Source organism: Cognaticolwellia beringensis (assembly GCF_002076895.1).
Lineage (GTDB): Bacteria > Pseudomonadota > Gammaproteobacteria > Enterobacterales > Alteromonadaceae > Cognaticolwellia > Cognaticolwellia beringensis.
The window spans coordinates 2,553,005-2,566,640 of record NZ_CP020465.1 but is presented as its reverse complement, the minus strand read 5'-3'; the positions used below and the strand labels follow the sequence as shown (position 1 = coordinate 2,566,640).

10 protein-coding genes are annotated in these 13,636 nt (G+C 40.6%); 6 read left to right on the top strand and 4 right to left on the bottom strand.

Annotated elements, in window-relative coordinates; translation table 11 throughout:
* Nucleotides 1-137 precede the first annotated feature (137 nt).
* The 3 genes from pcaF to paaG are packed head-to-tail and all read right to left on the bottom strand — an operon-like array spanning nucleotide 138 to nucleotide 2,574.
* Nucleotides 138-1,340, bottom strand: coding sequence for a 3-oxoadipyl-CoA thiolase (pcaF, locus tag B5D82_RS10940; protein WP_081151512.1), 1,203 nt, complete (start codon nucleotides 1,338-1,340; stop codon nucleotides 138-140).
* Nucleotides 1,337-1,780, bottom strand: coding sequence for a hydroxyphenylacetyl-CoA thioesterase PaaI (gene paaI, locus B5D82_RS10935; protein ID WP_081151510.1), 444 nt, complete (start codon nucleotides 1,778-1,780; stop codon nucleotides 1,337-1,339). Before paaI ends, pcaF begins: the two co-directional genes overlap by 4 nt.
* Nucleotides 1,781-1,782: 2 nt before the next feature.
* Nucleotides 1,783-2,574, bottom strand: coding sequence for a 2-(1,2-epoxy-1,2-dihydrophenyl)acetyl-CoA isomerase PaaG (gene paaG / locus B5D82_RS10930; RefSeq protein WP_081151508.1), 792 nt, complete (start codon nucleotides 2,572-2,574; stop codon nucleotides 1,783-1,785).
* Nucleotides 2,575-2,633: 59 nt separating this feature from the next.
* Here paaG and B5D82_RS10925 point away from each other — a divergent pair, with 59 nt between their 5' ends.
* Nucleotides 2,634-3,227 carry an acyltransferase gene (locus B5D82_RS10925; protein ID WP_081151507.1) on the top strand — a complete coding sequence of 198 codons (594 nt, stop codon included), beginning with the start codon at nucleotides 2,634-2,636 and terminating at the stop codon, nucleotides 3,225-3,227.
* 2 nt (nucleotides 3,228-3,229) lie between these two features.
* Here B5D82_RS10925 and paaZ read toward each other — a convergent pair whose 3' ends face one another.
* The gene (gene paaZ / locus B5D82_RS10920) at nucleotides 3,230-5,272 is read right to left on the bottom strand and encodes a phenylacetic acid degradation bifunctional protein PaaZ (RefSeq protein WP_081151505.1); all 2,043 of its coding nucleotides are present in this window, start codon (nucleotides 5,270-5,272) and stop codon (nucleotides 3,230-3,232) included.
* Between the two features lie 202 nt (nucleotides 5,273-5,474).
* On the opposite strand from paaZ, the gene paaK reads away from it, so the two are divergent.
* From paaK to B5D82_RS10895, 5 genes are all read left to right on the top strand, one after another.
* On the top strand, nucleotides 5,475-6,770 hold the full coding sequence (paaK, locus tag B5D82_RS10915; protein ID WP_081151503.1) for a phenylacetate--CoA ligase PaaK: 1,296 nt from the start codon (nucleotides 5,475-5,477) through the stop codon (nucleotides 6,768-6,770).
* A gap of 7 nt (nucleotides 6,771-6,777) precedes the next feature.
* Complete coding sequence (locus B5D82_RS10910; protein WP_081151502.1) at nucleotides 6,778-7,086, top strand: DUF485 domain-containing protein; 309 nt, start codon at nucleotides 6,778-6,780, stop codon at nucleotides 7,084-7,086.
* Nucleotides 7,083-8,708: a sodium:solute symporter family transporter gene (locus B5D82_RS10905; protein ID WP_094122797.1), complete on the top strand. Its 1,626-nt coding sequence runs from the start codon at nucleotides 7,083-7,085 to the stop codon at nucleotides 8,706-8,708. Before B5D82_RS10910 ends, B5D82_RS10905 begins: the two co-directional genes overlap by 4 nt.
* Nucleotides 8,709-8,768: 60 nt before the next feature.
* The gene (locus B5D82_RS10900; RefSeq protein ID WP_081151498.1) at nucleotides 8,769-11,048 is read left to right on the top strand and encodes a TonB-dependent receptor; all 2,280 of its coding nucleotides are present in this window, start codon (nucleotides 8,769-8,771) and stop codon (nucleotides 11,046-11,048) included.
* Nucleotides 11,049-11,112: 64 nt separating this feature from the next.
* Nucleotides 11,113-13,512: a penicillin acylase family protein gene (locus B5D82_RS10895; protein ID WP_081151496.1), complete on the top strand. Its 2,400-nt coding sequence runs from the start codon at nucleotides 11,113-11,115 to the stop codon at nucleotides 13,510-13,512.
* The last annotated feature ends 124 nt before the right edge of the window (nucleotides 13,513-13,636 follow it).

Below are 13,636 nucleotides of genomic sequence, written 5' to 3'. Positions count from 1 at the left end.
ACCTCTTATACTTACTTAAATGTTACACCTTGAACCACACAATCAAATATAATGTATCATAATGACTAAATCAATTAAAATGTTACATTAATTTTCATATTCCATTTAACATGTAACACTTTAGGTAGATGTTTTATTTATACTCTCTCAATGATCATTGCGATGCCTTGACCAACACCAATGCACATAGTGCAAAGCGCATAGCGACCCTTTTTAATCTGAAGTTCATGCACTGCACTCATAACTAAACGTGCGCCACTTGCACCTAAAGGATGACCAAGCGCAATGGCGCCACCGTTTGGATTTACTTGTGCTGCATCGTCATCCAAACCTAAATCTCTTAACACCGCTAGGCCTTGTGAAGCAAAAGCCTCATTCAATTCAATCACATCCATTTGCTCAAGTGTCAAACCTGTTTGCTGTAACACTTTTTTCGTTGCAGGTGCGGGGCCAAAGCCCATAATGTTAGGGGCTAAACCTGCGCATGCCATTCCTACCACTTTTGCCATTGGCGTAAGGCCATATTTAGCAGCAGCACTTTCACTCGCTAACAACAGGCCGACAGCACCATCATTTACACCGGAGGCATTACCTGCAGTAACACTACCGCCTTCCCTAAATGGTGTACCTAGTTTGGCTAAAGCTTCAATTGTAGTTTCACGTAGATGTTCATCACGGTCGAAAATGACGTCATCTTTTTTTCGTTGCTTGATGATAACGGGGACAATTTCTCGATCGAAACGACCACTAGCTTGCGCGTGGGCTGCTTTCTGCTGGCTTCGCAGTGCAAAAGCATCTTGATCTTCGCGGCTAATATTAAAATGCTCTGCTACGTTTTCCGCAGTTTCAGGCATAGAGTCAACACCGTATTCCGCTTTCATCTGCTTGTTTACAAAGCGCCAACCTATGGTGGTGTCAAATATCTCAGCCTTTCTTGAGAATGCAGAATCGGCTTTACCCATAACGAAAGGTGCACGTGACATAGATTCAACGCCACCGGCAATTGCAAGCTCGTTTTGGCCACTAATGATAGCTCTTGCTGCTGTGCCTATGGCATCCATACCTGATCCACACAAACGGTTAATCGTTGTCCCCGGAACAGTCTCAGGCAACCCCGCTAACAAGGCACTCATTCGTGCCACATTTCTATTATCTTCACCAGCTTGATTTGCACAGCCATAATACACATCATCAACGTCTCCCCATGCGACTTGGGGATTACGCTTCATGAGTTCTCTAAGCGGGATAGCGCCAAGATCATCGGCTCGAATTGATGAGAGCGCCCCTCCGTAACGGCCAAATGGTGTTCGAATAGCGTCACAAATATATGCGATTTTCATATTATTTCCTCTGATGATGACTGAAGTACAGCACTACCCAAGCGTGCTGAATTACCTTTAAAAATAGCGATGAGCTTGTCATGCTGATTAACAATTAATGTTTGATATATTCCTGTTCTTCGTCCTTGATATTGCACCGTTGCAGTTGCGGTAAGTACATCTGCTAGCATTGCAGGTCGAAGAAAGTCGATAGTGCAGTTTGCTGCAACTGCCGCTTTATTTTGAGAATTGCAAGCAAAAGCAAAAGCTGAATCGGCTAGGCTAAAAATCATGCCTCCGTGACAAGTTTGGTGGCCGTTAACCATTGTTTCGTTAACCGTCATTGTCACGACAGCACTCCCCTCACCCACTTGTTTAATTTCCATATTTAAGGATTGAGATAACCTATCATTTGCATGCATGTGTTGTGCACAGGCATTAGCGAGTTCTGAAGCTTGCATATTTATTTACCTTTGAATTCAGGTTTACGCTTTTCCATAAACGCAGAGACACCTTCTTGGTAATCCTCTGTTTGACCAAGCATTTGCATCGCCCCCTTTTCTAATTCAAGTTGATGGTGCAAAGGGTTATTAAAAGATTCATTAAGGAGTAGCTTTATTTTTCCAAGACCTAAGGTTGGCTGAGTAGCGAAATGCTGGGCAAGTAAAAGCGCTTCTTCTTGTAATTTATCATCTTCGACCGATTGCCAAATTAATCCCCATTTTTCAGCCTGCTCAGCGCTGATTTTACTGCCAAGTAAGGCAAGTGCTTTCGCTCGAGGTAAGCCAAGGGCGCGAGGTAAATTGAAAGTGCCACCAGAATCTGGCACTAAACCTATTTTACTAAAAGCTTGAATAAAGCTAGCTGACTTAGCTGCTAATACAATATCACAAGCCAAAGCGATACTAGCTCCAGCACCTGCAGCTACTCCATTTACCGCACATATCACAGGCTTTTCTAAGCCCATAATTGCACGAATTAATGGGTTATAATTTTTTTCAACTGACTCGCCAAGGTCAACAGCTTGTGAAGGGTCAGATACTTCACGGTCACTGAGATCTTGACCTGCACAAAAACCACGCCCTGAGCCGGTAATTAGCAAACAGCGTATACTTTCATCTTCACGAGTACGCTTAATCGCGGCTCTAACCTCCTGATGCATAGCTTGGTTAAAACTATTTAATGAATCAGGTCGGTTAAGCGTTAAAGTTGCATAGCCATCTTGCTGGGTAAATTTAATGGTTGAAAATTTCATAAAAGTCCTTAATCTAATTGCCCATTCAGCGACAAGTAATTTATTTAAAAAGGGAAAGTATGCCTATATACGCTATTGAAGATCTTCATCCTGTGGTTGATCCCACTGCATTTGTTCATCCAACCGCTACATTGATAGGCGATGTTATTATTGGTGCTAACTGTTATGTAGGTCCTGGCGCTTCTTTGCGCGGAGACTTTGGCCGAATAGTTATGCACAAGGGCGCTAATATTCAAGATAACTGCGTTGCACATAGCTTCCCTAACCAAGATTGCATCGTTGAAGAAGATGGTCATATTGGTCATGGCGCTGTTTTGCACGGTTGTACTATTGGCCGCAATGCACTTGTCGGTATGAATAGCGTCATCATGGATAAAGCTATCATTGGTGCTGATAGCTTGGTCGCCGCTTGTTCGTTCGTTAAAGGCAATTTCACTTGCCCACCAAGAAGCTTGATAGCCGGTACACCCGCGGCCATCAAGCGCACGTTGAGCGATAAAGAAGTTGAATGGAAAACCAACGGCACGCAGGAATATCAACACTTGTCGACTCGCTGTCATAGCAGCCTTCAAGAAGTCGAAGCCTTGACAACCGTTCAAGACCAACGCCCTCGTTTCATTCAGAGTACTCATTCACCTAAAACTAAAAATTAGCGCTAATCATCATGACGTTCAACAAGCGTCATGATGTCGTATAGTGCAACCATTTCTTCATGTTGATTGTAAATTTCAACATTCCATACCACGACACCCGTTGCCGTTTTATCATCTGGTCGCTTAGCTTTTTTGATTTTACGTTTAGCCGTTAGTTTTACTTGAATAGTATCGCCAATGCCTACAGGTTCAATAAAACGTAGATTCTCTAACCCATAGTTTGCGATGACAGGACCTTTACCTGGGTCAACAAACATACCTGCAGCAGCTGATATTAAAAAATAGCCATGTGCTACGCGCTTACCAAAAAATGAGTCTTCTACAGCGGTTTCATCAAAATGAGCATAAAAATGGTCACCTGATAAACAACCAAAATTAACAATATCGGCTTCAGTAACTGTACGTCGATGAGTGGTTAAGCTTTCACCAATCATAAGTTCATCAAAATATTTTCTAAATGGATGTTTATCAAAAGAAACAGTTTGTGCTCCTTTAACATATTCATTTGTTATCGCCATTAGTGTTGTAGGAGAGCCTTGAATAGCGGTTCGCTGCATATAATGTTTAATAGCACGTAAACCACCTAACTCTTCCCCGCCACCCGCTCGGCCAGGTCCACCATGCACTAATACGGCTAATGGTGAGCCATGACCGGTTGATTCTTTAGCACAGTCTCTATTAAGCACGAGCATACGACCGTGATAAGAAGCAGCATTAAGTACCAGTTGCTTTATTTCATCATTGTCGTAACTTATTACTGACCCCACTAAGCTACCTTTGCCAAGTTTAGCAATGGCAATGGCTTCTTCTAACGAGTTGTAAGGCATAAGAGTAGTAACAGGACCGAAAGCTTCAATTTCATGTGGTGAGTTATCGGTTAGTGGCGTGTTGCATCTTAATAAGGTTGGAGGGTAAAAAGCGTCTGGTTTAGCGCTAATCACTTCAAATTCGGCGTCATTGCCACCAAAAACTAGGTCACAAGTTTTTAAAAGTTTGGCAACTTGTTGACTAACATCTTCGCGTTGATCTGTACCTACGAGCGAACCCATTCGAACTCCTTCTACACTCGGGTCACCTAACGTAACTTTTTCTAACCTTGCAATAAGTGCAGCTTGAACCATATCAATTTTACTTGCCGGCACAATAGTCCGTCTGATGGCAGTACACTTTTGGCCTGCTTTAACGGTCATTTCACGAACAACTTCTTTTATAAATAAGTCAAACTCAGGATCATCTTTTTCTACGCTTTCGCCTAAAATAGAGCAGTTTAATGAATCAGCTTCCATGTTAAACGGAATATTGTTTGCGGCTATATTTGGATGTCCTTTGAGCATTTGTCCCGTTACAGCAGAGCCAGTGAAGGTGACAACGTCTTGCTCATCAAGATGGTCCAATAAATCTCCCGTTCTACCTGATATAAGCTGTAAAGCTCCTTCAGGGAGTAAACCTGAAGCAATAATATCTCGAACCATTGCATAAGTAACATAAGCTGTTGCTGTCGCAGGCTTAACAATAACAGGGACACCTGCGAGTAAACTTGGGGCTATTTTTTCCAGCATGCCCCAACAAGGGAAGTTAAATGCATTTATGTGAACAGATACGCCAGGTTTAGAGGTTAATATGTGTTGACCAACAAAACTACCATGCTTTGATAAGACTTCAATATCGCCTTCAACAATAAAAGTTTCATTGGGCAATTCTCGACGGGCCAAGCTAGAATAACTTAACATGGTGCCTATACCACCCTCGATATCAACCCAGCTGTCAGCTTTAGTGGCTCCTGATTGATGTGATACTTGATAGTATTTAGCTTTATTTTCTAATAAATAAAGTCCTAACGCTTTTAAAGCTTCTGCACGCTCATGTACTGTCATCTCACGTAACTTCTTACCACCAACACGTTTAGCGTATCCAACCACCTCAGAAAAATCCATCCCACTACTATCCACAAGGCTGATAACTTCACCGGTTAATGAACTCTTGACTTCAACAGTGTTTCCTTGACCATCAAACCATTGCCCATATACATAACTGCTCGTTTTCATACATTCCACCTATCAAATAAATTAACTTACAAGAAACATCTTATAAATTTAAACTGTGCTTAAATAATCATTGCAAATATAATACACAAATGGTTATATATATCAATAAAATGAATCATAACAAACAAGTTATTTAAATTAAAACCACAAAAACAAACACTTAATTCAAAAGTAAATGATACACGACAAGGACAAAACAAACATGACCGGAAGTAAAATAGGCCTTCACGCGATTGAGAACGCCAGTAAAGATGAGTTAATTGCACTGCAATTGAAGCGTTTAAAGAAAACCTTAAACCATGTTTATACTCACTCTCCTGTATATAAGCGTAAGTTCGATGAAGCAGGTGTTCATCCAGATGATTTAGTAGACTTATCAGATCTAAGTAAATTTCCTTTTACAACTAAAGCTGATCTTCGCGATAACTATCCATTTGGCATGTTCTCGCTTCCTAATGAAGATATTGTTCGTTTACATGCATCAAGTGGCACAACCGGTAAACCAACTGTTGTAGGTTATTCTCAAAAAGATATAGACACTTGGGCAGATATCGTTGCCCGCTCAATTTATGCTGCAGGCGGACGACCTAAGGATATTGTGCATATTTCATATGGATATGGTCTATTTACTGGTGGTATGGGCGCACATTATGGTGCCGAACGCTTAGGCTGTACTGTTGTGCCTATGAGTGGCGGACAAACTGCAAAACAAGTGCAACTTATTCAAGATTTTAATCCTGACATCATCATGGTTACGCCTTCTTATATGCTAAACATTGCCGACGAACTCGTCCGTCAAAAAGTAGATATGAGTAAATTAAATCTGCGTACAGGTATTTTCGGAGCAGAGCCATGGACAGAAGCAATGCGTCACCAAATGGAGAGCTCTCTGGGCATCGATGCTGTTGATATCTACGGTTTATCAGAAGTCATGGGACCAGGTGTTGCACAAGAATGTATCGAAACAAAAGATGGTCTCACGATTTGGGAAGACCATTTTTATCCTGAAATTATCGACCCTGTAACAGGCGAAGTATTGGAAGATGGTGAAGAAGGTGAATTAGTATTTACCAGCTTAACAAAAGAAGCGATGCCAGTTATCCGTTATCGTACCCGTGATTTAACTCGACTCCTGCCAGGTACAAGTAGAGTTATGCGCCGAATGGATAAAATTAATGGCCGCAGTGATGACATGATGATCATTCGAGGCGTGAACGTTTTTCCAAGTCAAATTGAAGAGTTGATATGTAAAGTGGATGGTCTTGCACCACATTATCAAATCGAATTAACAAAACAGGGAAATTTAGATAGCGTTACTATTTATGTTGAAAGTACTAAGGCTATTTCACATGAAGTACAACGCGGATTAGAAAAAACATTACTGACACAAATTAAAACTTATGTTGGTATTTCTTCTTCAGTCGTTATTACCCCTCCACACAGCATCGATCGCTCTGAAGGCAAAGCACAACGCGTTCTAGATAATAGAAACAAATAGGATACTTATGCCTCATTCAACTGCAGAAATTTTACAATCATCCAGTTTCCAAGCGTTATTAAGAGCACGCAGGAGAGTGCGAATTACGATGACTTTACTTTTACTTTTAAGTTATTCATTTTTCATTGGTGGCATGGTGCTGTACCAAGATTGGTTTGCATCACCTATTTCTGCAGATAGTTCAATACCCATTGGTATTCCTGCAACAGTTCTAGTGCTTATCACTATGGTGATACTTCAATATGTTTATACCACTGTCAGCGAACGGTATTTAGATGTATTACAGAAGAAAGCAAGAAAGGAGCTATCACTGTGAAATTCTTAATAGCGATTATAACTTTTATATATTCGAATCAAGTTTTAGCGGTAGATGGAGGTATCAACCCAGCCTCTATTACAACATTCGTATTATTTGTGCTATTTACCCTAGGTGTTAGCTACTGGGCTTCAAAGCGAACAACTTCTAGTACAGCATTCTATACCGCAGGCGGGCAGATCACTGCTGGACAAAACGGTACCGCAATAGCTGGCGACTTTATGTCAGCAGCATCGTTTTTAGGTATCACAGGACTCATTTATACCGCGGGTTTTGACGGTCTTATATTAGCTGTTGGCGCATTGGCTGGTTGGCCACTGATGCTATTTATAATCTCTGAACGAGTTAGAAACTTAGGCCGCTTTACTTTCACCGATGTGGTTTCTTACCGACTACAACAACGACCAATTAGAGCTATTGCCACAGTGGGTTCTATCACCGTAATCATCTTTTACCTCGTAGCCCAGTTAGTGGGAGCAGGTAAGTTAATTGAGCTATTGTTTGGACTTTCATACGAAGTAGCTGTGCTGTTTATAGGCATTTTAGTCATGGTATATGTCACAGTAGGTGGCATGTTAGCAACAACATGGGTGCAAATAGTTAAAGCTGTATTGCTCGTACTTGGCGCTACGTTAATGTGTATTCTTTTATTAGTTATATTGAAATTCGACATTAATAGTTTATTTTCCGAAGCCGTAAAGGTACATCCAAGAGGCGATCTAATCGTGCAACCTGGAAGTTTCTTTACCGACCCAATACAAGCAATAACCATCGCGATTACTATGATGTGTGGGCTATTAGGTTTACCACACATTTTAATGCGTATTTTCACTGTTCCTGATATGCAAACGGCCAGAAAGTCAGTTTTATATGCCTCAGGCATCATGGGCTATTTCTATGGCATGATCATTCTTATTGGCTTTGCCGCAATAATACTAGTTTCAACCAATCCAGAGTTTTTTGTTGATGGCCAACTTATTGGCGGCACAAATATGGTTGCTATTCACCTAGCAAAAGTCCTTGGTGGTGATGTACTCATGGGCTTTATGTCTGCGGTCGCCTTCGCTACCATTTTGGCAGTAGTCGCTGGTTTAATTGTTGCAGGCTCTGCAACTGTGGCCCATGACGTTTACGCTGAACTTATTTGTAAGGGTAAGCCAGAGCCAGAGAAAGAATTAAAACTCACTCGAATTGCAGCAGTTTCATTTTGTTTAATTGGCATGGGTGTCAGTATCCTTTTTCAAAAACAAAATGTCGCTTTTATCGCTGTAATGCCTTTGGTAATAGCAGCCTCGGTTAATTTCCCAATTCTTTTGTTAGCAATGTTTTGGCGTGGTTTTACCACCCGAGGGGCCGTCGTGGGTGGCATTGTGGGCTTTATTAGCTCAGTCACATTAATAATTCTTGGCCCTAAAGTATGGGTCAGTATTATCGGTGCTGAATCAGCAATTTTTCCGTACGACTACCCTGCTCTATTCACAATGGTAGCCGCCTTTATAACTATGTTTATCGTTTCTAAACTAGATAAAAGTGCAGCTGCTGAACAAGATCGTTCAAAATTCGATGCGCAACTTATTGCATCTGAATTAGCCACCGATGTAAGCGCAGCAAGTGATCATTAAAATAATAATTGCTGCTACTTTAATTCAATTTTTACAACACTCTAAAAACAGGTAAAGCACATGAAACTCAACAAGCTAACATACGCATGCTTACTTTCGCCCTTATTACTTAACTCATCACTTGCGTTAAGTCAGGAGCAAGAAAAGCCAGAAAAAGACGGAAAACTAGAAGTTATCCAAGTTACCTCACAACACAGAACACAAAGTATTCAAGATGTTCCTATTTCTGTTTCCGCAATTAGTGGCGCAGAATTAGAGAAAGCGGATATTAACGATGCATCTGAAATTGCATTATCTGTACCTGGTTTTTCTTACTCTGAATTTGCTCCAGGGCAAGCATTATTATCTATGCGCGGAATCAATTCGGCTGATGATGGCGCGGGTATTGATAACTCTGTAGGTCTTTTTCTCGACGGCGTATATATTGGTCGAGGCGCGGCAATCAATTTTGATATGTTTGATTTAGAGCGTATTGAAGTATTAAAAGGCCCTCAAGGTACGTTATTTGGCCGTAACTCAATTGGTGGTGTTATTAGCGTTATTACCAAAAAGCCAACTGATGATGTTACCGCAAAATTAAGCGCTACCGTGGGTAATGAAGGTATATTGCGTTATGCCGGTTATATCTCTGGTCCAATTACCGATAATGTATCAGGTAAATTATCTTATACACATCGCCAAAATGACGGTTTTGTAGATAATGTTGTCTTAGGAACAAAACTACAAGATGAAGATACAAACTCTGTACGTGGGCAGTTAGTCTATTATACGGATAATGGTGAGTGGACATTGTCGGCTGACTACATGAAAGATGACCGCGCTGATATGGGTAGATCCCCTATTGCAAATAACGCACCTGTTGTTGATATTGCCGCGGCAAATGGTGTAACAAAAGCACGTCAAAGTGCTTCTCCATACGACGGATATGCCAAACGTGAAGCATCAGGCATCAGCCTTTCAGGTGAGTTCCAGTTTGACTCAGGTAACTTTACAACAATCACAGCTTCAAGAAGCGCAGAGTCTGACTGGGCTATGGCCGCCATTGGTACTGGCCTTGGTGCTATCGGTTTACCTTGGGATGAGTTAGTTGATGAGATTCACGAAGATATTGATAGTTTTTCACAAGAATTTCGCTGGGTTTCAAACATTGGTGATAACTTTAACTACACCGTAGGCGCATTCTACTTCACTGAAGACACCAGTCGTTCAGAAGAGTTTTGGATCACTAAAGCAGGTACTTATGATGGCTTTAAAATACAAGACGTAGGTACACAAGCACGAATAGGTAATGAGTACACATTATCTGACAACGCTGCAACCAGTTATGCCGTTTATGGCCAAGGTAACTTTGAAATTAACGACAAAACAACCGTTACTTTAGGTGCTCGATATACTAAAGACAAAAAAGACTACTTAGCTACTGCGGTAGATTGTGGTGGCGATAGAGCAGGTACAGAGTTTGAAAACTTCTTTGCATGTGATGGCGGCATTGGCGGCAGCGTAAACATTGTTGCAGAGTCATTCACAGTTACACCTGAAGAAACCTGGAGTGACTTCTCTCCAATGGCATCACTACAATATAAACTTGATAGCAGTAGCATGGTATTCGCTACTATCTCTAGGGGTTTTAAAAGTGGTGGGTTTGGTGGCTCTCAAGGTGTTAAAACAGCGGCTTCAGTGTCTGTTGATCCAGAAACAGCAACTAACTTTGAACTAGGCTACAAAGGCGACTTATTGGATGACACCTTACGTTTCAATGCAACTGCCTTCAAAACAGATTACAAAGATTTACAAGTAGTACGTTTCGGTCCAGTTGCTGGCTCTGAATTTGGTGCGTTTATTACCGACAATCTAGGTACAGCTGATATTCAAGGCCTTGAGGTTGACTTCCAGTGGATAGCTACTGATAACTTATCATTCAGCGGTAACTATGCATATTTAGATACTGAAGTTAATGATCTTATTATTGTAACTAACAGTGGTGCAAATGACATTTCTGGCAGACCATTGACAGCCGCTCCAGAAAATTCTTACAGCCTTGTAGCTAACTATTTTCATCCAACGGAAGTGGGTGAGTTTGATGTTCGTCTTCAATATTCCCATGTTGACGAACAAAGCCGCGATTACTTAGATGACCGCGTGATTATTGATGAACATGATTTAATCGATTTAAGAATTGGTTGGGTTTCAAAAGATGAAGATTTAGAAATAGCATTATGGGTGAAAAACCTAGCAGATGAAGACTACATCGCTCATTCCTATGTAATTGGACCTGGAGTTATCGGTGTATGGGGTGCTCCTCGTACTATTGGTGTAACCGCTACTTATCGCGTTTGGTAGTTTATTCTTAAGCAAACTTTAAGAGAGGGGAACCTCTCTTTTCTATTTTTAAGGCCATATTATAATGAAAACACTTGTTTATATCCTATTATTAACCAGTTTACTGACAGCTTGTGCAGACAAGCCAAAAAGCATTAGTAGTAAAGACGTTGACGTAAAAATTCTACGTGATGAATACGGTACACCTCATATTTATGCTGATAGCACACACGATTTATTTTATGGTTATGGATACAGTGTTGCCCAAGATAGACTATTTCAAATGGAAATGGCTAAACGAAGTACTCAAGGTTCTGTAGCTGAAATTTTAGGTGCAGAGTATTTGGAGTTTGATATTAATGCACGAAGACTATATTCACCTTCCTCAATTAAAGCTCAACTAGCAAAAACATCCCCTAAAGATCAAGAGATTTTCGCTGGTTACGCTGCAGGGATGAATGCATGGATAGCAGAAATAAATAAACAACCCAGTACCTTAATGCCCAAACAGTTTAACGACTTTGAGTTCACACCGAGTCAATGGAATTCGTTTGATGTTGTGATGATATTTGTCGGCACCATGGCGAATCGATTTGGGGATTTTAACTCTGAATTAGACAATGCTAAAATTATCAAGGACCTTATTGCCCGTTTTGGTGCTGAAAAAGGCAAAGCGATATTTGATGACTTAAACCCTAGATTTACAAGTGGCACTTCAACATCTATCAGCGAAAATGACTGGGTAGCTCCTGAGCATAGCATAAAAGAATATCAACAATATGCTTCACAATTACCTGACTTTATTTTAGAACAAGGCTTGTCATCAAAACCTATATCTGGGTTTAGTAATTGTTATGTTATTGGTAAAGAAAAAACCAAAGATGCAAATGCTGTACTCGTCAACGGACCACAATTTGGCTGGTTTGATCCTGCCTATACTTATTCGGTTGGTCTGCACGGAGCAGGTTTCGATTTAGTGGGTAACACACCATTTGCTTATCCAGTAATCTTATTTGGACATAATGCTGATATTGGCTGGGGAGCGACATGGGGAGCCGGCGATATTGTTGATATGTATACGCTTGAGCTTAATCCTTCAGACCCTCGCTCTTATTTATACAATGGCGAATTTCAGGCGCTAGAGTCACGCACCGAAAATATAAAAGTGAAAGATGCTCCTACTCATGAACAGGAATTTTTTCGCTCTGTACATGGCCAAGTAGTTGCCTACGATCGTGAAAATTTAGTTGCAGTAAGTAAAAAGCGGACATGGGACGGTAGTGAAGTTAAATCTTTATTAGCGTGGCTATATCAAGCAACAGCCAGTGATTATGACGAATGGATCAATTACGCTGATGACCACTCACTCAGTATTAATTGGTACTATGCCGATAGAGCGGGAAATATTGGTTACTCATTTACGGGTCACTACCCTCAAAGACAAGCCCATCATGACAATCGCTTACCTGCTAACGGTGATGGTTCAATGGATTGGTTAGGCATACAAGACTTTTCTCACAATCCATCGGCAATGAACCCGGAAGCACATTTTATTGCCAACTGGAACAATAAACCAGCACATGGCGTATTAAATCCAGATTTATTTTGGTATTCGTGGTCAAGTGCTGACCGTGTAGATTACCTGCAAGACGCATTAGCGAGTAAAGAAAAGTTCACACCTCAAGAAGCGTGGGACTTGATTCAGCAGAGCTCTTACGGTGATTTAGTCGCTAAATTTATGCTGCCATTAATAAATGAAGCAGTGCAAAAAAACAAAACCCATGAACTTGATAAAATCAATACATGGTTACAAGCTTGGGATCGTGACACGACTGATGAAAACAAAGATGGTTACTATGATCAACCACAGTATTTGTTTATACAAGAATTTAGCAAAAATTTGATCCATCAAGTACTGAATGATGATCTTGGTGACAGTTTTGCTTTTTTTAAAGGTACTGGCTATCCAAGTATCGACAAACCGACTAATTCGGGGATGAACTTATCTAGCGGCTTGAAGGCATCATATGAAGCATTATTGGGTAAAACTAAAGTTGATCTACTCAATGGTGAATCACCACATAGCATTGTTAAGCAAGTGATAGAAAAAACCTATGCACAGTTAACCAAAGAATATGGCTTGGATTTTAACCAATGGCGATTAGCACTTTACCCAAGACCTTTTGACTACAAAAACTTCATGGGTATTCCGCAGAATAATGAAATTATTACTGCAACTTTACCCATAGAGCAGAATCGTGGCACAGAAAACAATATGACAGTATTTCATACTGATCGAATTGAAGGGTTCGAAGTTGCTCCCCCTGGTCAAAGTGGCTTTATAGCCCCTGATGGTACTCCATCACCACATATGTATGATCAACTCGATATGTATCAAAACTTTGGTAAAAAGCGGATGTGGTTTTACAAAGAAGATGTCTTACGACAGGCACAGTCTGTAACGATATTAGAAGTCGTTAAATGATTTTATCTTTATAATAAATTGAAAAGATCATAGTTATTTCAGCTGTGATTGAAAAATCAATAAATTTAACGAGAAAATAATCGCCCTATCTTTGCTTGATGGAAGGATAAAAAATACCCGTTAG

What these genes read in the sequence shown, in the direction of transcription:
- pcaF (WP_081151512.1), bottom strand. Translation starts at nt 1,340, where the DNA reads ATGAAAATCGCATATATTTGTGACGCTATTCGAACACCATTTGGCCGT.
- paaI (WP_081151510.1), bottom strand. Translation starts at nt 1,780, where the DNA reads ATGCAAGCTTCAGAACTCGCTAATGCCTGTGCACAACACATGCATGCA.
- paaG (WP_081151508.1), bottom strand. Translation starts at nt 2,574, where the DNA reads ATGAAATTTTCAACCATTAAATTTACCCAGCAAGATGGCTATGCAACT.
- B5D82_RS10925 (WP_081151507.1), top strand. Translation starts at nt 2,634, where the DNA reads ATGCCTATATACGCTATTGAAGATCTTCATCCTGTGGTTGATCCCACT.
- paaZ (WP_081151505.1), bottom strand. Translation starts at nt 5,272, where the DNA reads ATGAAAACGAGCAGTTATGTATATGGGCAATGGTTTGATGGTCAAGGA.
- paaK (WP_081151503.1), top strand. Translation starts at nt 5,475, where the DNA reads ATGACCGGAAGTAAAATAGGCCTTCACGCGATTGAGAACGCCAGTAAA.
- B5D82_RS10910 (WP_081151502.1), top strand. Translation starts at nt 6,778, where the DNA reads ATGCCTCATTCAACTGCAGAAATTTTACAATCATCCAGTTTCCAAGCG.
- B5D82_RS10900 (WP_081151498.1), top strand. Translation starts at nt 8,769, where the DNA reads ATGAAACTCAACAAGCTAACATACGCATGCTTACTTTCGCCCTTATTA.
- B5D82_RS10895 (WP_081151496.1), top strand. Translation starts at nt 11,113, where the DNA reads ATGAAAACACTTGTTTATATCCTATTATTAACCAGTTTACTGACAGCT.